Source organism: Mesorhizobium sp. M0904, from assembly GCF_040319475.1.
GTDB lineage: Bacteria > Pseudomonadota > Alphaproteobacteria > Rhizobiales > Rhizobiaceae > Mesorhizobium.
The window spans coordinates 1-21154 of sequence record NZ_JAMYOC010000033.1 but is presented as its reverse complement, the minus strand read 5'-3'; the positions used below and the strand labels follow the sequence as shown (position 1 = coordinate 21154).

Below are 21154 nucleotides of genomic sequence, written 5' to 3'. Positions count from 1 at the left end.
CGAATTCGAAGGGATCGACACTTGCAGCATACCACGCCTGCCGCCCCCGCAGTGCGCGAAACGCTGGAGCGATTGCTTGCCAGCGAAACGTTCGGACGATCCGAGCGCGCGCGCAAGCTGCTCCGCTATCTCGTCGAGCGCGAGCAGGCAGGCGAAGCCGACCGGCTCAAGGGCTTCTCCATAGCGATGGACGTCTTCGGCAAGGACGGCGATTTCGATCCGTCGACCGATGCGGTGGTGCGGGTGCAGGCCGGCAGGCTGCGCGAGCTTCTGCAGCAGTATTTCGCCAATGAGGGCGTTGCCGAACCGGTCCGCATCGCCATTCCGCGCGGCGGCTATGTTCCGTCCTACGAACTCAACGCCATTCGCTTGCCGGCGGAGGTGGAGGCAAAGAGCAAGCCGCAGCCAGCGACAGAGGAGGCGGCGACGACCGCCCCGCCCGGATCGCTGGAGGACGCCCGCAACCGGACACATCCGGCTGCATTGCTGAGCGTTCCAGCCGTCGCCCCTGCTGCACCTTCGCTGCAGCGCCATTTGCAATTCTTCTGGCTGGCGATCGCGCTAGTCATCCTCATGCTGGGTGTGCTGATCCTTCGCCAGGGCAGCGTGGTGTTGCTGACCGGCGGCGACACGGCGGTCGAGACCGCGGTGGCGACCGCCAGCATTGCAGCGCCTCCGGTTGAAAACCTTCCCCAGGTCTACATCGCCATCAAGGCCGACAGCGACGTGGCTCGCCGTGTCGCCGCATCGCTGCGCGCCGGCCTTAGCGGCTTCGACACCATCAATTTCATCGGCCGTGATGCCGACAGCCCGCCCGATCCAGTTACCGACGCCGCCAGCTTCGTATTCGATGTCCTGCCCGGGCCGCGCAGCGGCGACATCATGCTCGAGCTGCAAAGCGTGGCAACAGGCCGCGTGCTGCTGTCACGCAACCTGACCGCCGGCGACAGCGCGAACACCGCCATCGAGGACCAGATCTCCGGCATTTTGAGCTCGGCTCTTCCCGCCTCGGGCACGATCTACAACTACATCGAGCAGAGCGGCATCCAGACCGGGCTGACGGCGTGCCTGGTGCTCAACGGCAAATATTATCTCGACCAGAACGCCCAGACGCACGAAGCCGCCTACCGCTGCCTCGAAGATCTTGCCAACGGGAAGGCGAAGTCGTCGCTCGTCTATTCGGAACTCGCGTCCTTGCATCTTGAAGCGGTCACCGACCACTATCCCTACCCCGCCGACGCGACGATCGACAAAGCGATGACGTTTGCCCATCGCGCCATCCAGATGGGCCCGACCAGCCCCTACGCGCACCGCGCCCTTGGTTATCTCAACTCGCGCATGGGCGATTCCGCGGAATCGATCCGCTGGATGCGCAAGGCCTATGAGCTCAATCCCTACGATCTCGCAATGGCCGCCGCCTATGGCTACGGGCTGGTTTTCGCCGGCAGGTACAGCGAGGGCACCCCGATCATCGCTCACGCGGTGGACATCGCCAGCGCCCATCCGACATGGTGGGATTACGGGCTGTTCGCCGGAGAGTTCATGATGGGCGACGTGAACAAGGCGACGCTTGCCGGCGACGGCTTGCGAACGACGGAAATGAAATCGCATTATCTGGCCGCGCGGCTGATCGGTGCCAAGGCTGCCGGCCGCGAGAAGCTGGCGAGCAGGCTTCTGCAGGAACTGACCACCAAATTCCCGAAATTCGCAGCCGATCCGCGCGCAACCTTCGTCGAACGAAGATATCCCGCCGATCTGACCAACCGGCTGGTGGAAGCCCTGCGCGCCGCCGGGCTTGGCGGCGCCAGCTGACGTCTCCGGGCGCGTGCACAACGTCAGGTGATCGCGAAGATTTTACTGGCCATCCGGACGGCCAAAGCGCAATTCAGACACAATTTGAACCGGCCAATCCGATCCCACATAGGTCTTATCGCGCATAAGACTGATCTCCGCATAAGTCTGACCTCCCACAAAGACTGATCCGCATAAGACCGCCCCCGGCATCCTGACTGATCCCGGCACCAAGCCATAAAGTTTGCATGACCCCATCCCTGTACGCCGCCGAACGGGGCACCGGCCCGACAATCATCGCCTTGCTGCATGGTTTCGGTGGCTGCCACGACGATTGGCGCGAGGTGGCCGCGTCCCTGGCACTCGGCGCGCGGACGTTGGCCTATGATCTGCCGGGGCATGGGCTGTCACTCGATTTTCCGGGCGGCGGTCCGGCCAGGATTGCAGCCAGTGCCGTCCTTGCGGATTTTTCCGCTCGCGGGATTAAGCGGGCCCATCTCGTCGGCCATTCGATGGGCGGCGCCGTGGCCGCCCTGATGGCATTGAACGAGCCGGAAAAAATAGCCTCGCTGACGCTGCTGGCGCCGGGCGGTTTTGGTCCTGAGATCAATGGTCCGCTGCTTCGTCGTTACGCCGCCGCTGCCGGCACGGATGAAATCCGCGCCTGTCTTGCCGCCATGTCGGGACCACAAAGCCGGCCTTCGCAGCATAGGGTCGATCTCGTCAACGAGATGCGGCAGCGTCCCGGTCAGCTACGGACACTTGTCGAGCTCGCGGCCGCCATGACCAGGGATGATCGGCAAGGCGTCATCCCAAGCGAGCGGCTTGAAACGCTGAATATGCCAGTCATGGTGGTTTGGGGAACCGACGACGCGATGCTGCGCGTCAGCCAGGCGGACGGCCTGCCGAAGCATTTTCATCTGCACCACGTGCTGGAAGCCGGCCATATGCTGGTCGAGGAAGCGCCCGGCCTGGTCGTCGAGGCTGTCCGTTGCAACATGCGGCGCCGAAGCAGGCGACTTCGTCCAGAATTGGCTGCGGCGGCGAGCTGATCCGTCCTCGCGCGGGACGGCCGCGGCGCAGGTGCTCCTTCCACCGAACCCTTGCCGGCCCGTCGATCTGGCAAGTGCATTTTGCCGGCGGCTGTGTTAATTCGGTGTTAACCAAACCCGCGAGGCAACGCCGATGAAGGACGCAGGCGAGAACATCACCCAGATCGATCAGCCGCGAAAACTGTCCGATGCCATTCGCGACGTCAAGAACGCCTTCGCCGACCGCGACGATGTCGTCGTCGACATGCGCGAAGCGCATCGCATGCGGCTCGATCTGCTTGCCGCCGAACTCGCACCGGTCTTCGGCGACGTGCCCACCGACATGGACAGTTTCGACTTCGCCGTCTCGTCCGGCCTGCAGCCACGGCTGTGGATCGACGCCGTCAGCCATGTCGCCATGGGACGCGACCGCCGCACCTACCGCTTTCTCAAGGACACACGCATCGGCCGCGTCGTCCTCGCCGAATCGACCGACATGAAGGTCGTTGCCGACCAGGTGACGCGCTATGTCGCCGAGCGCGTTGTCGAACGCCAGAGAATGATGGAAGGCGGCATCGAGCAAGCCGTCGCCGGCCTCAAACGCGCCCTGGTGGCGGAGGCCGAGCCGCCGCTGCAGATCGCCGCGCGCAGCAACGGCTGGTCGGCGTTCTTCTCGGGCCTCGGCCTGATCGCCGCCGGCGCCCTGGTCGGCCTGGCGATTTCGCTCGTACTGTTCTGGGATCGCATCGTCGCGATGAAAATCAGCTTCTAAAGCGGTTCAGCGTTTCACCGAAATGCTGAACGGCTCTATCTCTTTGTTCTGACGCAATTCCGAAAAACCGCTTCACACTTTTCCTGGAATTGCTCTAGCCATCGACGCCTCGGCCTCGACGCCAAGCTCCAGCGTCTGCAGGTCGCTGGGCGGCAATGCCGGCCCGGTCAGGCCGCGGCGCGTCAGCCTGATCCGCCAATTGTCCTTTTCACCGTCGATGTCGAGCAGATTGTATTGCGCCGGCGCATGCGAACTGCCGGGGGCCTGCCCGGCGGCGGCGACGCCGACCACCGGGATTTTTGTCTTGCGGGCGCCGATGAAGAACAGCGACGGCACATGCGAATGGCCATGCAGCACAAGTTCGGCGCCGTGCCGGTGAAGCACCCTGTGGAAGCGCGAGATGCCGAACAGCCGCTTGTTCTGCGAAACGGCGCCGCGCATCGGCGGGTGGTGGATCATGATCACCCGGAACAGGCCGCGCTTGCCTGTGGCGTCGAGCATGCCGCGCAGCCGTTCCGCCTGGCCTTCCAGAAAGAAGCCGTTGGCCATGAACGGAGCCGTGGCGCGCGCCGTGGAGACGCCGATCAGCGCAACATCGCCGCGTACGCGCAGATACGGAAAGGTGTTGCGGTCGACCGGCGTATTGACGCCGTCGCCGGTCATCCATGCCGCCCACGACCGGCAGGTCTTGTCGAAGGCGCCCGGCACATAGGCGTCATGGTTTCCCGGCACCACCGACACGTCGTTGGGCGAGCCCAGCGTCTCCAGCCAGTGCTTGGCCATCTCGAGCTCACCGTCGAGCGCCAGATTGACCAGGTCGCCCGTGATGGCGAGATGGTCCGGCCCGCTGGCCTTCATGTCGGCGACGATCGTGTCGATGACGGCGTCGTGCATGTGGCGGCGGCGGTTGCGCTGCCAATTGACGTAGCCGACCACGCGCTTGGAGGCGAGATCGCGATAGGTTACATCGGGGAGCGGCCCCAGATGGACATCGGAAATATGCGCGAGCCTGAACATCTTTTCTTCATAGGCGAGGCGCGCGCCGCTTTCCACTCACGGTTTCGCGGACGATGACGACGCCGGATCCGGAGCAAGCGCTGCGCCAGACCGGATGGCCGGGCCTCAGGGCAAGGCTGTTTCACCTGTATTTCGTACTGCGGCGGCCGATGACGCTCGGCGTGCGCGGCTTGATTCACGACCGCCCCTCCAATTCCGTCTTCCTCATCCGCCATACCTATGTTCCTGGCTGGCACCTGCCCGGCGGTGGCGTCGAGTTGGGCGAGACGATGATCGAAGCGCTGACACGCGAAGTCTTCGAGGAAGGCAACATCGCGCTGACCGGACCGCCGGTGCTGAAGTCGCTGCATTTCAACCGCCGCGCCAGCCGCCGCGATCATGTCGGCCTTTATCTGGTCGAGGAGTTCGACCAGCCAGCACCCAAGCTGCCTGACCGCGAGATCGCCGAAGCCGGCTTCTTCCCGCTCGACCGCTTGCCTCAGGGAACGACGCCGGCAACTTTGCGACGGATTGCCGAGGTTTTTGATGGCGCAGCGGTATCGCCTTACTGGTAAAATCAGGCAGCCTTCCTGAACCTGTCGCGGTCATGCGGCGCGCCATAGTCGAGCTCTGGCCCGACCGGCACGATGCGCGTCGGGTTGATCGTCTCGTGGCTGCCGTAATAATGCGCTTTGATGTGGTGCAAATTCACCGTGCCGGCAACGCCCGGCACCTGGTAGAGGTCGCGCAGATAATTCGACAGGTTCGGATAGTCGGCGATGCGGCGCAGATTGCATTTGAAATGGCCGACATAGACCGGGTCGAAGCGGACCAGTGTCGTGAACAGCCGCCAGTCCGCCTCTGTGATGCGGCCGCCAACGAGATAGCGCTGCTTTGACAGGCGGTCCTCCAGCGTCTCGAGCGCCGAGAACAATTCGCCGAACGCCTCCTCGTAGGCTGTCTGCGTGGTGGCGAAGCCGGCACGGTAGACGCCATTGTTGACCGCGGGATAGACCAGCGCATTGACCGCATCGATCTCGCCGCGCAACGGTTCCGGATAGAAATCGAGCTTGGCATCGCCCCATTCGTCGAACGCCGAATTGAGCATGCGGATAATCTCGGAGGATTCGTTCGAAACGATGGTCTGCTCGCGTTTGTCCCACAGCACGGGAACGGTGACGCGGCCCGAATAGCCGGGATCGGCCCTGGTGTAGATCTGGTGCAGGAAATCGAGGCCGTAGAGCGTGTCGCCGGTGGCGCCGTCCTCGGCCAGGAACGTCCAGCCGTCGGCGCCCATGAAATGATGGACGACCGAGATGGAAATCACGTCCTCGAGTTTCTTGAGCACGCGAAAGATCAGCGTCCGATGCGCCCACGGGCAGGCGAGCGAGACATAGAGGTGATAGCGGCCGGGCTCGGCCTTGAAGCCGCGTTTTCGTCCTTCGGCCGGCGCGCCGTCGCGGGTCACCCAGTCGCGCCACTGTGACTGCGCGCGCACGAATTTCCCGCCGCTCTCCCCGGTATCGTACCAGCGGTCCTGCCATTGGCCTTCGACTAGCAATCCCATGAAATATCCTTTCGCGTTCCTACCCGATGTAGGGCAGCAAGCGGCCCCGCGGAAATCCTCGACGCTGAACAGATCGTCAACGGCTGCGTCGAGTGCGTGTCGGCTGCGCCGGCCGATTGCGGCGGCTGAAAATTGGTGGTAGCGGACATCCACATGTTTGACTTTGCCGTGATCCGGTTCGACCGACGACGAAAGAGCGCCCGCGCTTGATGAAGCGCTGACTGGCGAACGCTGCCGCTTGCAGCAAACCTTTCCTCGTATACCGGAACGCAAAGACCATGAGCCTTGCCGACGTGAAATACCTGCCGGAAACTCCGGCGCATGATCCTGAAATCGAAGCCATCAACAACGAGGCTTTCGGGCCGGGCCGTTTCGTGCTTGCCGCCTACAAGATCCGCCAAGCTGGCTCGCACGAACGCGCTTTGTCATTCGTGGCCGTCGACGGCGCAATCGTCGTCGCCTCGGTACGGATGACGCGTATCGCCGCCGGTGCCGGCCGCGCGCTGATGCTCGGGCCGCTCGCCGTGCGGCCGGCCTTCAAAAATCTCGGCATTGGCCGCAAGCTGGTGGCAATCGCGCTGGAAGCCGCCGCCAAGGCCGGCGCGCCGGCCGTGATGCTGGTCGGCGACGAACCCTATTACGGCCCGCTCGGCTTCAAGAGGCTGCCGCGCGGGCAGATCTCGATGCCGCGTCCGGTCGATCCCGATCGGCTTTTGGCGCACGAGATCATGCCGGGCGCGGTGGCAAGGCTGGTGGGCGAGGTTTGCCACGCCGACCAGGCAAGGATTGCCGAGCACATCGCCGCGATGGCGTGACCGTGCCGGCGCTGTTGCACGGTGGCTTCGCAGCATTAGTCTGGGCAGGGAGGCGAACGTCAAGATGAACCCGAACGGCCAGATTGCGATCGTCACCGGCGGCGGCTCTGGCCTTGGCGAGGCGACGGCGCGCGCTCTTGCCGTCCGTGGCGCCAGGGTTGCCGTCCTCGATCTCGGCATTGACCGGGCGGCCAAGGTGGCGGCCGACATCGGCGGCATCGCCGTCCAATGTGATGTGAGCAACGCGGAGAGCGGTGCCGCTGCTGTCGCGGGAGTGGGTGAGACGCTCGGCGAGCCGCGCATTCTGGTCAATTGCGCCGGCATCGCCATCGGCTTGAAGACGATCGGCAAGGATGGAGCGCACCCACTCGATCAATACCGCAAGGTGATCGAGGTCAATCTGATCGGCACCTTCAACATGATCCGCCTGGTCGCCGACCGGACCGCGAGGCCCGAACCGCTACAGGGCGGCGAGCGCGGCGTGATCGTCAACACCGCATCGGTCGCGGCCTATGACGGCCAGATCGGCCAGGCGGCCTATTCCGCGTCCAAGGCTGGCGTCGTCGGCATGACGCTGCCGGTGGCGCGCGATCTCGCCCGCTTTGGCATTCGCGTCTGCACCATCGCGCCCGGCATCTTCAGGACGCCGATGATGGCCGGCATGCCGCAGGAGGTGCAGGATTCGCTCGGCGCCGCAGTACCCTTCCCTTCCCGTTTGGGCGAGCCTTCGGAATACGCGGCACTTGTCTTGCACATCGTCGAGAACCAGATGCTCAATGGCGAGACCATTCGCCTCGATGGCGCCATCCGCATGGCGCCGAAATAAAAGCGACGGTGGTGCTTTGGACGAACCCAGGAAAGACGTGATCCGCGCGACCGACGCCGAGGCGATCAGGCTGGCAAAGACGCTGATCCGCAGCGCCCGTTTCGGCGCGCTGGCGGTGCTCGAACCAGGGACCGGTTCGCCGCTGGCCAGCCGGGTCGGCGTCGCCACCGACATCGACGGTACGCCATTGATCCTGGTCTCGATGCTGTCCGCCCACACCGGCGCTATCCTTGCCGACCCGCGCTGCTCGTTGCTCGTCGGCGAACCCGGCAAGGGCGATCCGCTGGCGCATCCGCGACTGACGCTCGTCTGCCGCGCCGTCCGGCTCGAACGCGGATCGAACGAACACGCCCGCGCCGAGCGGCGCTACCTCAACCACAATCCCAAGGCGAAGCTCTATGCCGGACTCGGCGACTTCTCGATCTTTCGGGTCGAACCGGAGCGCGCCAGCCTGAACGGCGGCTTCGGCAAGGCCTATCTGCTCGACCGCACCGATCTGGTCGCGACGGGAGCGATCGTCGAAGAGCTTGCCGTCGGCGAGCAATCGGCACTCGACCATATGAACGCCGACCATCTCGATGCGATTGCCCTCTACGCAAGTTATTTCGGCGGGGCCGGGGGCGACGGCTGGATCGTCACCGGGTTCGACGCCGACGGGATGGATCTCGTATCCGGCGACAATGTCTGTCGGGTTTTCTTCCCCGAGCCGCTGGCAGCGGCACGCGACCTCAGGCCTGTCCTGGTCGATATGGCAAAGGCCGCCCGATCGGCAAATTAATCACAGCGGGGCAGTTAATCGGCTTGCATGGAAAGCAAGCCTTGAGATTTGAGCGAAATGTTCTACCTTTGCGAGTGACGCTGAATCGCTGGCGTGCATCTATAGGGAAAGTCTATGGAATCCGACGCTATTGCCCCCATAGCGGCGGATGAGCAAGAAGGCATGGGGGATCTATGGTCTCGAACAAACTAGTCGCCAACGCCGGAACCGCGGCTGCGTTTCTGACGCTGATGGGCAACGAAAAACGTTTGTTGATCATGAGCTATCTGGCCGAGGGCGAGATGTCGGTCGGCGCCATAGCCGAGAAGGTGTCGCTCAGCCAATCCGCCCTGTCACAGCATCTGGCCAAGCTCAGGGCTTCCGACCTTGTCGAGACCCGCCGCGATCGGCAAATGATCTATTATTCCTGCAAATCCGGGGCGGTGCGCGAATTGCTGCATATGCTGGACGGCATTTTTGGCGAAGGTGAACTGTCGCAGATGGCTCACCGGCTGCGTCGCGCCGGGACTTGAGCGGCCGAGGCGGAGAACGCCCCGCCAAATCCGCTTGCCGCCAAATCCGCCTTGCTGCCAAATCCGCCTTGTTGCCAAGTCAGCCTTGCTACTGAACACGCTCGTCGGCGGCCTGCGCAATCTCCTCCTTGAACTCGACCTTCGTGCCCGGCTGCACCATCGAGGCAAGGTCTTCGGCATCCCAATTGGTCAACCGGATGCAGCCATGCGAAAAGGTCGTGCCGATCTTGCCGGGTTCGGGCGTGCCGTGGATGCCGTAGCTTTCGATGGAAAGGTCGATCCAGACCGATCCCACGGGATTGTTCGGCCCGGCAGCGACGGTGAAGGGCCGCTTGGTCTTGACCCCCTTGAAAGCGAAGTCCGGATCGTAGTGATAGGTAGGGTTGTGCACCACGCGCCTGACCTCTGCCATGCCGCTTGGCGCCGGCTTCTCCTCGCTCCCAATCGAGGCGGGGTAGACCGCCAGCCATTTGCCGGCACGGTCGAGCACACGCACCAGGCGAGCGCCCTTGTCGACCTCGATGGTGGCGACGCCGGCGGGAGGGTCGCCCCTGTCGACATCCGGCACCACCAAGGTCCTGCCGGGCTTCCTGAGGCTGGTGCCCGGATTGAGCATTCTCAGCAATTGTTCGCTGATATGGAAGCGCTCGGCCAACCTCTCCACCGCATTGCGGTAGCCGAGCCGCCGCAAGCGGGCCATCCTCTCCAAGCGGGCGGGAATACGCCGGGTGAACGGTCCACGCACATCCTTGCGCATCACCTCATAGGTCGCCAGCACCGGCTTGGCGGAGGTTGCGATGAGTTTGCTCCAGGTCTGTGGACTGAGCTTGCCATCGGGCGGAAGTCCGTTTGCCGCCTGAAACGCGGCGACGGCCTTGGCGAAGTTCTGGGAAAGGCGACCGTCGATCAGGCCCGGCGAGAAGCGGGCGCGATCCAGAAGGATCTGCGCCTTCAGCAGCATCGGATCGACACCCTTCGGTTCGCCGACAGTGAATTGGGCCTGATTGACGGTGGCCGGATCGAGCTTGGCGGCGCGGGCCACGCCGCATGCAAGGGCAAGCGTGGCGGCAAAGACGACGAGGAGCCTGATCATCGATGTCCTTCCAGGACCGCAGCAGGAGCCCGCTTCTATGACGCGGCATGGCCCTGTGCGGTTCCCTCGCCCCATCGAAATTCTGCAGAAGCGGCTTTGCCGAAGAGCCGTGCCGCGGGAATCAATATTCCCCGTCGCCAAAGCCCGGGCAGATTCCATCCTGGCCCGGCGCCCGGTGACTGGATAACCGTTAGAACGGCGTGCATCCATTTGGACGCTGAGATACGGTCTGAGCTTCGGATCCGGCATCATGCCTTCCGAAACCGAATCCCGATTCGTGGCCGACGCCATGGTCCGCCGAGGAAGCCATGGATCCGATCCGCATAGACGACCCGCACGATCCCCGCGTCGCAGCCTACCTCGACATCCGGGAGCGAGATCTTGCCGGCCGGCAAGGCCGTTTCGTCGCCGAAGGCAAGGTGGTGCTCGACACGCTGCTCGCCGCCCGGCGCTTCGAGGCAGAATCGGTGCTGGTACTCGAAAACCGGCTGGCTGGCCTCGATGACGTCTTGCGCAAGGCGCCTGCCGGGCTTCCGATCTATGTCGCATCCGGCGAAATCATCGACAGGATCGCCGGATTCCACATGCATCGCGGCATATTGGCGATCGGCCGCAAGGGTGCGGCCATCTCCGCCGAAGCCTTGCTTGGCGCGCTGCCCGCCCGCGCGCTGATCGTGGTGCTGGTCGGCATCGCCAATCATGACAATATGGGCTCGATCTTCCGCAATGCCGCGGCCTTTGGCGCGGATGCCGTGCTTCTCGACCCGACCTGCTGCGATCCGCTGTACCGCAAGGCAATCCGCGTTTCGGTGGGTGCGGCCTTGAAGGTCCCCTTCGCCTGCTTTGCCGATACCGCCGGCTGCACCGCAATGCTCGACCGGCAAGGCTTCAGCCAATTCGCCTTGTCGCCGCGCGGGCAGATCGACATTCGCGATGCCAAGAGAAACGAACGGCTGGCGCTCTATCTCGGCACCGAGGGCGAAGGCCTGCCGGAAAGCCTGCTTGCCCGCCTGCAGACGCTGCGGATCGGCATGGCGCAAGGTTTCGACAGCCTGAACGTCGCCGCCGCGTCAGCCATCGCGCTGTATCATTTTTCCGGAGCCTAAGGCATGTCAAATTGCAGCGGCTTTGCGATAACGACATGCATCAAACAAGAACTCAAAGCGCGTCGGATGAGGCCGGTCGAACGCGACGCGCTTCAGAGCCGGAGGGCCCGCTCTTGGATCTGCGGAATCTCAGTCGGTCGAAGCGGCCTTCTGCAGCGCCCGCACCCGATCGGCAAGGCTGCGTCCGCCGCTCCCCGGCGGCGCATCCTCAGCCGCTGCAAGCGCCCGGGCGATCGGCGAATCCGGCCCGTCGAGCTTTGCCGTCAGGACCACGACTTGCGCCGCCAGATCGTTCATCTCTTCGCGCAATGCCGCGCCGGCGCTGCCGGCATCATCTCCGGCCCGTGATTTCGACGTTTCAACGGCAGCAAGATCTGTCTTCAGCCGCCTGTTCTCGCGTGCCAGCGATGTCAGCCTGGCCTCCAGCCGCTCGCGGTCGGCGTCGAGCTTGGCGGTTGTCTTTTCGATGTCGCCGTTGGCGGCCACATTGACCTGACTGCCTGGCACGCCGGCAAGACCCCCCGCAGGCGCCCTTTCAGCGCCTTTCGGCTTTTCGCGAAGGCGCACCAGTTCCTTCTCGCGGCGCTCCAGCCTGTCCTCGCGATCGGCCAGCGTGGCGAGCAGGCGTTCGATTTTCTTTTCGAGGTCGCCGGTTCTTTTCTTCTCGGCCTTCAGCGCGTCCCGCAAAGCCTTGCTTTCGGCTGCCAATTCCTGGCTGCGCCTGTCCGCCTCCTTACGCTGGCCGCGCAGCAGCGAAATGTCGCTCGCCAGCTTCTGCAGCTCGGATTCGCGCGCCACCAGCTCGATCTGCCGGCTGCTGGATAAGAAACTGGCGTCGTCATACATGTGCTCCAGTTTCCGCAGTTCGAGCCCGCGCTTTTCGAGGGCGCGCTCGGTCTCCGCAAGCCGCTCCGACAGCTGCTGCAGCTGCTCATCGCGCTTGCGAAGCTCCTCGCCCCTGGTTGTAAGATCGGCGACGACCCGGTTCTTGTCCTGCCGCTCGGCCGCCAGTTCCTTCAGGGCTTCGCGGTCGCGGCCGATCTCGACCAGCTGTTCGGCGGCCTTCTCGCGCAATGACTTGACGGTCATTTCAAGCCGGCGCACCGAAACCGCGAACTCGGCGCGAATGCGATCCTTGTCCGCCTGGATCTCGGCCAGCGTCAACGGCATTGAACTCTCGACGCGCTTGCGCGTCAGCGCTACCGCCCGCCGCCACACGGCCGGAGCAATCATCAGCGCCAGAAAGCCCGCGCAGAGAAAGCCGAGAACAAAGAACAGGATCGACTGGACCAAGATGACTATCCGTTGTGCATGGCAACCGCCAAAGGTCGACTTTGCCATCTTCGCATGACGGAAATCCGGCGCCACGGCAAGAGTATGCCGCGGCAAAGCTCGGACCGCGGGATCACAGGCCCAATCGCCGTCGCTCGGTCATGCCGGTCAGAACGGATTCCAGGTCGCGCGCTGGGTGAGCTTGAGGTAGCCGAGATTGACGCCGAGACGGGCGCCGACGCCGGTACGGATCGGCACGAGCAGCACATTGTTGTTCTTCAGCACGTTGAAACCGACGCCGGCGACGACATAGGCGGAGCCGGCGACGCCGCCAAAACGGTTATAGAGGCTGCTCACATCGTCCAGATTGTAGACCAGCATCATGACGCGCGAGCCCTCGCCGCCGAAATCCCAGCCGAGCGACGGGCCTTGCCAGAACACTTTGTGATCGCCGGCATTCTTGGTGTAGAGCGTGCCTTCGCCATAGGTCAGGCCACCGATCAGCGCCCCGGACCCCTCCTCGCCGAGCAGATAGCCGTTCGGCAGGCCATAGGTGGCGAAAATCTTCTCGACGACGGTGGCGAGCCCGCCCGATGTCGCACCGAAGAATTTATGACCGGAATCGACGATCTCCTGGGCCGTGTATTCCTGCGCCCGCGCCGCCGATGCCGAAAAGGCGACAAGGCCGATGAGCGCGATCGTCATTGAGATGACACGGAAAAAAGTCCGGTCGTAGAATCGGGAAACCATGCTTCCAATCTCCGTCAGGGAGCACTTTCGCCGACGCCTCGCATCCGTACGGCTCTTTGGCGGCCGTTAAGGATGACTGTTAGGGGCAAACTATGCCGTAATCCTTTTTCAACCATTAAACTCTCACATGAAGATGGCGGTTCGAAGGCTGTTTTGCATCGCCCGCGCAGCACCCTGCTGCGTGAACACACCATTTTCGACAATCAAAATTTTGGATTTGTTGCTGCACGCATAAGCGCTGTGTATTCAGAATGCTTGGGAGAGAGCGTGATTCGTGTTGACAGGCGTGATCATGATCGCCCGGTCATTGTGTTGTGAAATTTGCAGGGATTTTTGCCGATGGCCGAGCTTTTCACCCTTTCCGCACCCGACCTGGCGGCGCTTTTGTGCAGCCGGGTCTGCCACGACATCATTTCGCCGGTCGGCGCCATAAACAACGGGCTTGAGCTGCTCGACGAGGGCGGCGCCGACGAAGATGCCATGAAACTGATCCGCCAAAGCGCCAAAAACGCTTCCGCCCGCCTGCAATTCGCCCGCATCGCCTTCGGCGCCGCCGGTTCCGCCGGCATGCTGATCGACACCGGGGATGCCGAGGCCGTGGCCATCGCCTTCCTGAAGAACGAGAAGCCGGAACTGGTCTGGAACGGGACCCGTGCGCTGTTGCCCAAAAACAAGGTCAAGCTGCTGCTCAATCTCATCCTCGTCGCCAACGCCGCCATTCCGCGCGGCGGCAGGCTGGCGGTCACGCTGGACAACCTGGAGACCGAGCCGCGCTTTGCACTCGCGGCGAGCGGCCCGATGCTGCGCGTGCCGCCCAAATTCCTGGAATTGCATTCCGGCAACAGGCCGGACGAGCCGATCGACGCGCATTCGGTGCAGCCCTATTACACGCTGCTCCTGGCCCGCGAAGCCAACATGACGATTTCGATCCACGCGACCGCCGACGAGATCGTCCTTTCCGCAGCCTGAAGTTCTCCGAAAGAGCGGGGAAAGTATTTCTCCAAGTCATATTTACGGCCTGGTCTTAATATCTGTGAGACGCGCTTGCAGATTGATTGCGTGAAGCATTGCGAAAGAAGATTTCACTAAAAACACCTTCGGGAAAATTTTACCTAACGGCTTTTCGGCTTCTTTACCAGATCGGCCTATGTTTCCCGGCAGATGCCACGACGCTGCCGGTTCGCCAAACGGCAAGAGGGTCCGGGAATGAAACGCTGCATGTTCGTCGATAATTCGAGCGTCATCAGGAAGGTCGCAAGGCGTATCCTGGGCGGTTCCGGCATGATGGTGATCGAAGCCGCCAGCGGCCATGAGGCGATCGAGATGTGCGCGGCCGACATGCCTGATATCATCGTCGTCGACGGCGCCTTGCCGGACATGCAGGCGCAGGACCTCATACGCCGCGTGCGCGCCATCGAAAGCCCGGTATTGCCGCAGGTTTTGATTTCGCTGGTCGAGGTCGATGTCGGGGCGATCATGCGGGCAAAACGAGCCGGCGCCCAGGGCTACCTGCTGAAGCCGTTCAACCGGCCGCAACTGCTCGAGTGCTTCCGCGCCTTGAAGGTTGCCGCCTGATCAGAGCTGTTCCATTCCGACGAAAATCGGATCGGCTCTATCTTGTTGTTTGCCAGGTCTTTCCGAAAAAACCGGCGCCCACCTTGGGATCACGCCCCTAGTTCAGGCGCTGACGCGGATATCCTCGGGCTCACGCAGCACATAACCGCGGCCCCAGACGGTCTCGATGTAATTCTGCCCGCCAGACGCGGCGTCAAGCTTCTTGCGCAGCTTGCAGATGAAGACGTCGATGATCTTCAGCTCCGGCTCATCCATGCCGCCATAGAGATGATTGAGGAACATTTCCTTGGTCAGCGTGGTGCCCTTGCGCAGCGAGAGCAGTTCCAGCATCTGATATTCCTTGCCGGTCAGATGCACGCGCTGGCCACCGACCTCAACGGTCTTGGCATCGAGATTGACCACCAGGTCGCCCGTCGTGATGACCGACTGGGCGTGGCCCTTGGAACGCCGCACGATGGCGTGGATGCGGGCGACCAGTTCGTCCTTGTGGAAGGGCTTGGTCATGTAATCGTCGGCGCCGAAGCCGAGGCCGCGCACCTTGTCCTCGATGCCGGCCATGCCGGAGAGGATGAGGATCGGCGTCTTCACCTTGGACAGGCGAAGTGTTCTCAAAACTTCATAGCCCGACATGTCGGGAAGATTGAGGTCGAGGAGAATGATGTCGTAATCGTAAAGCTTCCCTAGATCGACGCCCTCTTCACCAAGGTCGGTCGTATAGACATTGAAACTTTCCGATTTCAGCATCAGCTCGATGCTTTGTGCGGTTGCACTGTCGTCTTCTATCAGCAGAACGCGCATTTCATTCCCCTTTTCTGCTGCCGGACCATTTCACGACCCGTCCAGGACCGGAGCAGTGATTGCCTGAGCAGAGGCTGCCATCGAATGGTTAATAAAACCTAATTCCCCTCCATGACGGTATCAGATTTTTTAACCCCTTTCTACACCTTGTTGAATCCAATAATGAATCACAGACCCAAACCGTTAATGCAGCACATTAATAAGCCAGACTAAGTGACTCTTCGGACTCGTTGGCCGGGTTTCGCGACGAGAAGCAGAATTTTTACCCGCCCTTAAGTCCTGAGCCGTATGATTAACAATGCCCGTAAACGAATGGTTACCGCCGGCAAAAAACTTTAGGAGTTTGTTTCCCATAGTTCCGGGAAAGCCGGTGGAAACGGGTCACGCCTGGGCCTTGCCGGGTGAATTGGACGATATGTGCAGGTGTGCGTTTCCGGGAGTACCGAATCATGAAGTCACGTGAAAACCTCGTTCGGCTGAAGCAATTTCAGGTGAGCGAGAAGCGGCGGCAGCTGCTGCAGCTCGACATGATGATCGCCGAATTCGAGCGCATGGCCGTCGAGCTGGAACTTCAGATCGCTGCCGAAGAGAAGAAGGCCGGCATCACCGACATCAATCACTTTGCTTATCCGACCTTCGCCAAGGCGGCACGTCTACGCCGCGACAACCTTAGAAATTCGCAAAGCGACCTCGCCCAGCAGCGAAATGTCGCCGAATCACTGCTGAGCGAAGCCGAAGCGGAGCTTTCCAAGGCCGAGATGCTGGAATCGCGCGACACCAAGGCGCGCGACACGGAAGCCGGCGGCCGCAGCGCCATGATCGGCTGAAAACAAGACTTTAACGCGCGTCGCGCTTGCGCGCTATTGCTGCGCACCGAACTGTGCCCACCTCAGGCACTCAAATCTTCTTGCTGTTCCGCCGCCCGTGCGCGCGCATTTTTGATGTCGGGCACATGCTGCTCCGACCAGGCTCTGATCTGATTGAGCAGTCCTGCCAGGTTCTGGCCAAGTTCGGTCAGCTCATATTCGACCCGCGGCGGAACGACCGGGAAAACCTCGCGCCGCACAAGCCCGTCGCGTTCCAGGATACGCAGCGTCTGCGTCAGCATTTTCGGCGTGATGCCTTCGAGCTTGCGCGCCAATTCGCCGTTGCGGAGCCGGCCCGGGCGCAGCGCACAGATCACCAGGTAGACCCATTTGCTGGCGAGCGTCTCGAGCACGGCGTGTGACGGGCACGACCGCCGAAAGGCGTCATAGCCGAAAGGGGAAACATCTTCACTATCCATGAGGTGCGTATATATCAAAAAGGTACATACTAGACAAGAGAATGTAACTATCCAAATGATAGCGGCACATCAAAACCAGCAGGAGAGCCTTCCATGCGTGCCATTGTCCAGAATTCCTTCGGCGGACCCGACGTCCTCGTCATTGCCGATCGCCCCGCGCCATCACCCGAGGCCGGCGAAGTGCTCGTCCGCATCGAGGCGGCCGGCATCAATCCGGTGGATGGTGCGGTGCGCGGCGGCCACTATCCGCTGCTTGGCGAGCCGCCTTTTGTCCTTGGCTGGGACGTCTCGGGAGTTGTCGAGGCGCTGGGCTCCGGCGTCTCCGGCCTCAAGGTCGGCGACGCCGTGTTCGGCATGACGCGTTTTCCCAAACAGGCGGCAGCCTACGCCGAACTCGCCGCTGTCCCGGCTGATGAGCTTGCGCCGAAACCTGAAGGCATGGATCACGCGCAAGCCGCCGCGCTGCCGCTGGCCGGCCTGACGGCCTGGCAAGGCCTTGTTCGCCATGGCCGGCTCGAACCTGGTAAGCGCGTGCTGATCCACGCCGGAGCCGGTGGCGTCGGCCATCTGGCGGTACAGATCGCCAAGGCGCACGGCGCTTACGTCGTCGCGACCGCAAGCCCGGCAAAGCTCGATTTCGTCGGCTCGCTCGGCGCCGACGAGGTGATCGACTACACAAGGGATGATTTCACCGGGAAGGCCCGCGACATCGATCTGGTTCTGGACCCGTTCGGCGGCGTGCATACGGAGCAATCGCTGAAAGTGCTCACCACTGGCGGCGTTCTGGTGTCGCTGCTCGATGTCAGCGACGCCACCAAGGCAAAGGCCAGGACGCGAGGCATCCGCGTCGAGCGCATGTCCGTAGTGCCCGACCGTGCCGCCCTGGTGGAGCTCGGCAAATTGATCGACGCGAAAAAGCTGGCCGTCCACGTGGCAAAGGCGTTTCCGCTCGAACAGGCCGGTGCAGCCCATGCCTTTCTCGCCACCAGGCCGATCGGCAAGGTGGTGCTGACGGTCTGAAATTGCAGATCGTCGCCCCTCGCAAACGTAAGGGCGCTGATCAGCGCCCTTATCCGCCTAATGCCGGTATTGCTGGATGCGCGTGGTACGCAGGCCGGCAAGGCCGTATTCGTCGATCGACGCCTGCCAGGACAGGAATTCCTCGGTGGTGAGCTTGTAGCGCTGGCACGCCTCTTCGAGGCTCAAAAGCCCGCCACGCACCGCCGCCACCACTTCCGCCTTGCGCCGGATAACCCAGCGACGTGTGTTTGTCGGCGGCAGATCGGCGATGGTAAGTGGGCTGCCGTCTGGCCCGATAACATATTTGACTCGCGGTCTAATTAGATCGGTCATCGTACTCTCTACAAAAAACTCAAAGACCCAATCCCCACCACATTACCGCCACAGCTTTAAAATTTGCCTAAGCAGACCCTAATGGTTAGGTAAGGATCATGAACGCGGCGTTAGCCTTTTCATCGGCATTTGAAACATCTGCCGGCATGCGCGTTGAACCCGGCAGGAAAAATGAACCGGCCCGGCAAAGCTGGCGCAGTCGAGATGCTTGACCTATATTCCGGCCATTGGCACTGAAGCGCCGCGCAGAACGAAAGAACCATGAACAGCCTCGATCTTCCCGGACGCCCCGAAAACACCCGCGTCGTCGTCGCCATGTCGGGCGGTGTCGATTCGTCGGTCGTTGCCGGCCTCCTGAAGCGCGAGGGCTACGACGTCGTCGGCGTCACATTGCAGCTTTATGACCACGGCGCGGCAACGCACCGGGCCGGCTCATGCTGCGCCGGCCAGGACATCGACGATGCCCGCCGCGTCTCCGAGACGCTCGCCATGCCGCATTACGTGCTCGATTACGAGGAGCGCTTCCGCAAGGCGGTGATCGACCCGTTCGCCGAGAGCTATGTCGCCGGCGAAACGCCGATCCCTTGCGTTTCCTGCAATCAGACGGTGAAATTCGCCGACCTTCTCGCGACCGCCAAGGAACTCGGCGCCGATGCGCTGGCCACCGGCCACTACATCCGCTCCGGCGCCAATGGCGCCCATCGCGCGCTTTACCGGCCGGTCGACGCCGACCGCGACCAGAGCTACTTCCTGTTCGCCACCACCCAGGCGCAGATCGACTATCTGCGTTTTCCGCTCGGCGGCCTGTCGAAGCCTGAGGTTCGCGCCATCGCCGAGGAGATGGGACTGACGGTCGCCGCCAAGCAGGACAGCCAGGACATCTGCTTCGTGCCGCAGGGCAAGTATTCCGACATCATCGCCAAGCTGAAGCCGGCTGCCGCCAATCCGGGCGATATCGTCCATATAGACGGGCGCGTGCTTGGCCGCCACGAGGGCATTTTGCGCTATACCGTCGGTCAGCGCCGCGGCATCGGCATCGCCTCCGGCGAGCCGCTCTACGTCGTCCATCTCGACGCCGACCGGGCCCGTGTCGTCGTCGGCCCGCGCGAGGCGTTGGAGACCCACAAGATCTTCTTGCGCAACATGAACTGGCTGGGCGATGGCCCGCTGACCGATATCCCGGCGGCCGGGCTTGAGCTTTTCGCCAAGGTACGCTCGACGCGGCCGCCGCGCCCGGCGGTGCTGCATCACCGCGCCGGCGTCACTTCGGTGGAGCTGGTTGACGGCGAGTCCGGCATCGCCCCCGGTCAGGCCTGCGTGCTCTATTCCGACGACGGCAACGAGGCGCGCGTGTTCGGCGGCGGCTTCATCGAGCGCTCCGAGCGCGGCGCCGAAGCCGAGGCGATGCTGACGCGGCTTGCCGTCCAGCCGGCGCGGGTTCCCGCCGAATAGACGGCGTTTTCTCTTTAGGGTCTGGTGTGGGCAACGGTGCCGGCGGTCAGGATGCGCAGCACGCGGATGGCTTCCTCACCGCTGGTGCGCGGTTCGGCCCGTGTCTCGATGCAGTGGATGAAATGCTCCAGCTCGCGCGTCAGCGGCATGCCCTCGCCGACCGCCACATAGGACGGCTCGTTGGCGGTGAACGCCCATTGGCCGCTGTCCTGCCACACCGCATGGCGGTAGACGGCAAGCTTGCGCTCCCACGGCTCGACATCGTCGAACACCGCCATCGCCTTGGTGCCGACCACGGTCAGCCGCCGTTCGCGGTAAGGGTTGAGCCGCGAGGCGAACAGATGGCCGCGCAAGCCGCTGGGAAAGCGCATATGCAGATGCGCAAAGTCGCTGAGATTGTCGAGAAGGGCAGCGCCTTCGCCGCGCACCTCGACCGGTTCGGTGCCGGTGATGGCGAGGATCATCGACAGATCGTGCGGCGCCAGATCCCACAACGCGTCGTTTTCGGTGTGGAACTTGCCGAGCCCGAGCCGATGCGAGTGGATGTAGCGGACTTCGCCGAGTTCGCCATTGTCGATCAGCGCCTTCAGCATCTCGAAGGCGGGATGAAAGCGCAGCACGTGGCCGACCATGAAGACACGGCCATTATCGGCGGCCGCCTGCACCGAGCGTTCGGCATCGGCCACCGTCAGCGCGATCGGCTTCTCCACCAGCACGTCCTTGCCGCCGAGCACGGCGCGCACCGCCATGTCGGCATGGAACTGCGGCGGCAGCGCCATGACAATGGCGTCGACATCGTCGCGGACAAACAGCGCCTCCGGCTCGATCGCCAGGCAATCCTGCTCGCTGGCAAAACCCTCCGCACGCGCAGGGTTGACGTCCGAAACCGCGTGCAGCGCGCCGAGCGCCTTTAGGGTGCGGATGTGGTTGCTGCCCCAGTATCCGCAACCGAGGACTGCAATGCGCGGTTTCATCAATTCATGACCATGGCTTTCGTGGCCGAGACATAGCGACGTGCCTCGCTGAACTCAACCCCGGCCTGTGCGCCCAAATGTCTGCCCGGCAAAGCTTTAGGCGCCAGCAATATGCCGGCGCGGCAGCCACTTCGATGCTTGACAGGCTTGGCCTCGCAACCTTATATCCGCGCGACCTTGGCGAACGCGCCGATATGCCTGCCGATTTAAGCTGGATTTCGGGCCTTCGCCGCCCTGGCGGGGTAGCTCAGTTGGTTAGAGCACGGGAATCATAATCCTGGGGTCGGGGGTTCAAGTCCCTCTCCCGCTACCAAAAATCGAATGGTACGACCCGGAGACATGGGTAACAGAATGTACCTAAGACATGGGTGACAACCTCGTGCCGAACGGGTTGTCGATGGTCTGCAA

Annotated in this window: 24 protein-coding genes and 1 tRNA gene; 16 read left to right on the top strand and 9 right to left on the bottom strand. The window is 62.8% G+C overall.

Annotated features, from left to right (window positions below):
• Positions 1 to 21: 21 nt before the first annotated feature.
• From NKH80_RS27460 to NKH80_RS27450, 3 genes are all read left to right on the top strand, one after another.
• Positions 22 to 1812 (top strand): tetratricopeptide repeat protein, encoded by a 1791-nt coding sequence (locus tag NKH80_RS27460; RefSeq protein ID WP_352753416.1) that lies wholly within the window; start codon positions 22 to 24, stop codon positions 1810 to 1812.
• Positions 1813 to 2039: 227 nt separating this feature from the next.
• Entirely contained in the window at positions 2040 to 2843 is an 804-nt protein-coding gene (locus tag NKH80_RS27455; RefSeq protein ID WP_352994823.1) for an alpha/beta fold hydrolase, read from the top strand.
• 133 nt (positions 2844 to 2976) lie between these two features.
• The gene (locus tag NKH80_RS27450) at positions 2977 to 3594 is read left to right on the top strand and encodes a hypothetical protein (RefSeq protein WP_352994821.1); all 618 of its coding nucleotides are present in this window, start codon (positions 2977 to 2979) and stop codon (positions 3592 to 3594) included.
• A 72-nt stretch (positions 3595 to 3666) separates the two neighbouring features.
• Here NKH80_RS27450 and NKH80_RS27445 read toward each other — a convergent pair whose 3' ends face one another.
• The gene (locus NKH80_RS27445) at positions 3667 to 4611 is read right to left on the bottom strand and encodes a metallophosphoesterase family protein (protein ID WP_254819270.1); all 945 of its coding nucleotides are present in this window, start codon (positions 4609 to 4611) and stop codon (positions 3667 to 3669) included.
• Between the two features lie 53 nt (positions 4612 to 4664).
• Here NKH80_RS27445 and NKH80_RS27440 point away from each other — a divergent pair, with 53 nt between their 5' ends.
• The gene (locus NKH80_RS27440; protein WP_352508992.1) at positions 4665 to 5165 is read left to right on the top strand and encodes an NUDIX domain-containing protein; all 501 of its coding nucleotides are present in this window, start codon (positions 4665 to 4667) and stop codon (positions 5163 to 5165) included.
• Between the two features lie 2 nt (positions 5166 to 5167).
• Here NKH80_RS27440 and NKH80_RS27435 read toward each other — a convergent pair whose 3' ends face one another.
• Positions 5168 to 6157: a glutathione S-transferase family protein gene (locus NKH80_RS27435; protein WP_352508993.1), complete on the bottom strand. Its 990-nt coding sequence runs from the start codon at positions 6155 to 6157 to the stop codon at positions 5168 to 5170.
• A 278-nt stretch (positions 6158 to 6435) separates the two neighbouring features.
• Here NKH80_RS27435 and NKH80_RS27430 point away from each other — a divergent pair, with 278 nt between their 5' ends.
• The 4 genes from NKH80_RS27430 to NKH80_RS27415 all read left to right on the top strand — a co-directional run bounded on the left by NKH80_RS27430 (position 6436) and on the right by NKH80_RS27415 (position 9088).
• Entirely contained in the window at positions 6436 to 6972 is a 537-nt protein-coding gene (locus NKH80_RS27430; protein WP_254819127.1) for a GNAT family N-acetyltransferase, read from the top strand.
• Between the two features lie 64 nt (positions 6973 to 7036).
• Positions 7037 to 7798 carry a 3-hydroxyacyl-CoA dehydrogenase gene (locus NKH80_RS27425; RefSeq protein ID WP_352994818.1) on the top strand — a complete coding sequence of 254 codons (762 nt, stop codon included), beginning with the start codon at positions 7037 to 7039 and terminating at the stop codon, positions 7796 to 7798.
• Entirely contained in the window at positions 7770 to 8576 is an 807-nt protein-coding gene (locus tag NKH80_RS27420) for a HugZ family pyridoxamine 5'-phosphate oxidase (protein WP_352509001.1), read from the top strand. The genes NKH80_RS27425 and NKH80_RS27420 overlap by 29 nt, the downstream gene beginning before the upstream one ends.
• Before the next feature lie 173 nt (positions 8577 to 8749).
• Complete coding sequence (locus NKH80_RS27415; RefSeq protein WP_254819124.1) at positions 8750 to 9088, top strand: ArsR/SmtB family transcription factor; 339 nt, start codon at positions 8750 to 8752, stop codon at positions 9086 to 9088.
• Positions 9089 to 9176: 88 nt separating this feature from the next.
• Here NKH80_RS27415 and NKH80_RS27410 read toward each other — a convergent pair whose 3' ends face one another.
• Positions 9177 to 10181 carry a L,D-transpeptidase gene (locus NKH80_RS27410; RefSeq protein WP_352508995.1) on the bottom strand — a complete coding sequence of 335 codons (1005 nt, stop codon included), beginning with the start codon at positions 10179 to 10181 and terminating at the stop codon, positions 9177 to 9179.
• 308 nt (positions 10182 to 10489) lie between these two features.
• Between NKH80_RS27410 and NKH80_RS27405 the strand changes: the two genes are divergently transcribed.
• The gene (locus tag NKH80_RS27405) at positions 10490 to 11287 is read left to right on the top strand and encodes a TrmH family RNA methyltransferase (protein ID WP_352702931.1); all 798 of its coding nucleotides are present in this window, start codon (positions 10490 to 10492) and stop codon (positions 11285 to 11287) included.
• Positions 11288 to 11416: 129 nt separating this feature from the next.
• Here NKH80_RS27405 and NKH80_RS27400 read toward each other — a convergent pair whose 3' ends face one another.
• Positions 11417 to 12580, bottom strand: a complete 1164-nt coding sequence (locus NKH80_RS27400; RefSeq protein WP_352994814.1) for a coiled-coil domain-containing protein — start codon at positions 12578 to 12580, stop codon at positions 11417 to 11419.
• Between the two features lie 147 nt (positions 12581 to 12727).
• Positions 12728 to 13309, bottom strand: a complete 582-nt coding sequence (locus tag NKH80_RS27395) for a DUF1134 domain-containing protein (protein WP_023679557.1) — start codon at positions 13307 to 13309, stop codon at positions 12728 to 12730.
• Between the two features lie 72 nt (positions 13310 to 13381).
• Here NKH80_RS27395 and NKH80_RS27390 point away from each other — a divergent pair, with 72 nt between their 5' ends.
• The 3 genes from NKH80_RS27390 to NKH80_RS27380 all read left to right on the top strand — a co-directional run bounded on the left by NKH80_RS27390 (position 13382) and on the right by NKH80_RS27380 (position 14884).
• Positions 13382 to 13627, top strand: a complete 246-nt coding sequence (locus tag NKH80_RS27390) for a hypothetical protein (protein WP_254819120.1) — start codon at positions 13382 to 13384, stop codon at positions 13625 to 13627.
• A gap of 21 nt (positions 13628 to 13648) precedes the next feature.
• Positions 13649 to 14278: a histidine phosphotransferase ChpT gene (gene chpT / locus NKH80_RS27385; protein ID WP_352882351.1), complete on the top strand. Its 630-nt coding sequence runs from the start codon at positions 13649 to 13651 to the stop codon at positions 14276 to 14278.
• Between the two features lie 237 nt (positions 14279 to 14515).
• Positions 14516 to 14884 (top strand): response regulator, encoded by a 369-nt coding sequence (locus tag NKH80_RS27380; protein ID WP_254819118.1) that lies wholly within the window; start codon positions 14516 to 14518, stop codon positions 14882 to 14884.
• 102 nt (positions 14885 to 14986) lie between these two features.
• Here NKH80_RS27380 and ctrA read toward each other — a convergent pair whose 3' ends face one another.
• On the bottom strand, positions 14987 to 15682 hold the full coding sequence (ctrA, locus tag NKH80_RS27375; RefSeq protein ID WP_006203583.1) for a response regulator transcription factor CtrA: 696 nt from the start codon (positions 15680 to 15682) through the stop codon (positions 14987 to 14989).
• A 449-nt stretch (positions 15683 to 16131) separates the two neighbouring features.
• On the opposite strand from ctrA, the gene NKH80_RS27370 reads away from it, so the two are divergent.
• Positions 16132 to 16509 carry a flagellar export protein FliJ gene (locus NKH80_RS27370; protein ID WP_023719275.1) on the top strand — a complete coding sequence of 126 codons (378 nt, stop codon included), beginning with the start codon at positions 16132 to 16134 and terminating at the stop codon, positions 16507 to 16509.
• A 62-nt stretch (positions 16510 to 16571) separates the two neighbouring features.
• Here the strand turns inward: NKH80_RS27370 and NKH80_RS27365 are convergent, their stop codons facing one another.
• Positions 16572 to 16967, bottom strand: coding sequence for a winged helix-turn-helix transcriptional regulator (locus NKH80_RS27365; RefSeq protein WP_352994809.1), 396 nt, complete (start codon positions 16965 to 16967; stop codon positions 16572 to 16574).
• A 93-nt stretch (positions 16968 to 17060) separates the two neighbouring features.
• On the opposite strand from NKH80_RS27365, the gene NKH80_RS27360 reads away from it, so the two are divergent.
• Complete coding sequence (locus NKH80_RS27360; protein ID WP_352994806.1) at positions 17061 to 17987, top strand: NADP-dependent oxidoreductase; 927 nt, start codon at positions 17061 to 17063, stop codon at positions 17985 to 17987.
• A gap of 57 nt (positions 17988 to 18044) precedes the next feature.
• Here the strand turns inward: NKH80_RS27360 and sciP are convergent, their stop codons facing one another.
• Complete coding sequence (gene sciP / locus NKH80_RS27355) at positions 18045 to 18320, bottom strand: CtrA inhibitor SciP (RefSeq protein WP_023679563.1); 276 nt, start codon at positions 18318 to 18320, stop codon at positions 18045 to 18047.
• A gap of 261 nt (positions 18321 to 18581) precedes the next feature.
• Here sciP and mnmA point away from each other — a divergent pair, with 261 nt between their 5' ends.
• On the top strand, positions 18582 to 19772 hold the full coding sequence (gene mnmA, locus NKH80_RS27350) for a tRNA 2-thiouridine(34) synthase MnmA (protein WP_352994797.1): 1191 nt from the start codon (positions 18582 to 18584) through the stop codon (positions 19770 to 19772).
• Positions 19773 to 19786: 14 nt separating this feature from the next.
• On the opposite strand, the gene NKH80_RS27345 is transcribed toward mnmA, so the two are convergent.
• On the bottom strand, positions 19787 to 20746 hold the full coding sequence (locus NKH80_RS27345; RefSeq protein ID WP_352994794.1) for a Gfo/Idh/MocA family protein: 960 nt from the start codon (positions 20744 to 20746) through the stop codon (positions 19787 to 19789).
• 236 nt (positions 20747 to 20982) lie between these two features.
• Here NKH80_RS27345 and NKH80_RS27340 point away from each other — a divergent pair.
• A tRNA-Met gene (locus NKH80_RS27340) sits at positions 20983 to 21059 on the top strand.
• Positions 21060 to 21154 lie beyond the last annotated feature (95 nt).

What these genes read in the sequence shown, in the direction of transcription:
- NKH80_RS27450 (WP_352994821.1), top strand. Translation starts at nt 2,977, where the DNA reads ATGAAGGACGCAGGCGAGAACATCACCCAGATCGATCAGCCGCGAAAA.
- NKH80_RS27390 (WP_254819120.1), top strand. Translation starts at nt 13,382, where the DNA reads ATGACTGTTAGGGGCAAACTATGCCGTAATCCTTTTTCAACCATTAAA.
- NKH80_RS27365 (WP_352994809.1), bottom strand. Translation starts at nt 16,967, where the DNA reads ATGGATAGTGAAGATGTTTCCCCTTTCGGCTATGACGCCTTTCGGCGG.
- NKH80_RS27360 (WP_352994806.1), top strand. Translation starts at nt 17,061, where the DNA reads ATGCGTGCCATTGTCCAGAATTCCTTCGGCGGACCCGACGTCCTCGTC.
- NKH80_RS27405 (WP_352702931.1), top strand. Translation starts at nt 10,490, where the DNA reads ATGGATCCGATCCGCATAGACGACCCGCACGATCCCCGCGTCGCAGCC.
- NKH80_RS27410 (WP_352508995.1), bottom strand. Translation starts at nt 10,181, where the DNA reads ATGATCAGGCTCCTCGTCGTCTTTGCCGCCACGCTTGCCCTTGCATGC.
- mnmA (WP_352994797.1), top strand. Translation starts at nt 18,582, where the DNA reads ATGAACAGCCTCGATCTTCCCGGACGCCCCGAAAACACCCGCGTCGTC.
- NKH80_RS27445 (WP_254819270.1), bottom strand. Translation starts at nt 4,611, where the DNA reads ATGTTCAGGCTCGCGCATATTTCCGATGTCCATCTGGGGCCGCTCCCC.
- NKH80_RS27395 (WP_023679557.1), bottom strand. Translation starts at nt 13,309, where the DNA reads ATGGTTTCCCGATTCTACGACCGGACTTTTTTCCGTGTCATCTCAATG.
- ctrA (WP_006203583.1), bottom strand. Translation starts at nt 15,682, where the DNA reads ATGCGCGTTCTGCTGATAGAAGACGACAGTGCAACCGCACAAAGCATC.
- NKH80_RS27455 (WP_352994823.1), top strand. Translation starts at nt 2,040, where the DNA reads ATGACCCCATCCCTGTACGCCGCCGAACGGGGCACCGGCCCGACAATC.
- NKH80_RS27435 (WP_352508993.1), bottom strand. Translation starts at nt 6,157, where the DNA reads ATGGGATTGCTAGTCGAAGGCCAATGGCAGGACCGCTGGTACGATACC.
- sciP (WP_023679563.1), bottom strand. Translation starts at nt 18,320, where the DNA reads ATGACCGATCTAATTAGACCGCGAGTCAAATATGTTATCGGGCCAGAC.
- NKH80_RS27440 (WP_352508992.1), top strand. Translation starts at nt 4,665, where the DNA reads ATGACGACGCCGGATCCGGAGCAAGCGCTGCGCCAGACCGGATGGCCG.
- chpT (WP_352882351.1), top strand. Translation starts at nt 13,649, where the DNA reads ATGGCCGAGCTTTTCACCCTTTCCGCACCCGACCTGGCGGCGCTTTTG.
- NKH80_RS27430 (WP_254819127.1), top strand. Translation starts at nt 6,436, where the DNA reads ATGAGCCTTGCCGACGTGAAATACCTGCCGGAAACTCCGGCGCATGAT.
- NKH80_RS27425 (WP_352994818.1), top strand. Translation starts at nt 7,037, where the DNA reads ATGAACCCGAACGGCCAGATTGCGATCGTCACCGGCGGCGGCTCTGGC.
- NKH80_RS27415 (WP_254819124.1), top strand. Translation starts at nt 8,750, where the DNA reads ATGGTCTCGAACAAACTAGTCGCCAACGCCGGAACCGCGGCTGCGTTT.
- NKH80_RS27380 (WP_254819118.1), top strand. Translation starts at nt 14,516, where the DNA reads ATGAAACGCTGCATGTTCGTCGATAATTCGAGCGTCATCAGGAAGGTC.
- NKH80_RS27420 (WP_352509001.1), top strand. Translation starts at nt 7,770, where the DNA reads ATGGCGCCATCCGCATGGCGCCGAAATAAAAGCGACGGTGGTGCTTTG.
- NKH80_RS27345 (WP_352994794.1), bottom strand. Translation starts at nt 20,746, where the DNA reads ATGAAACCGCGCATTGCAGTCCTCGGTTGCGGATACTGGGGCAGCAAC.
- NKH80_RS27370 (WP_023719275.1), top strand. Translation starts at nt 16,132, where the DNA reads ATGAAGTCACGTGAAAACCTCGTTCGGCTGAAGCAATTTCAGGTGAGC.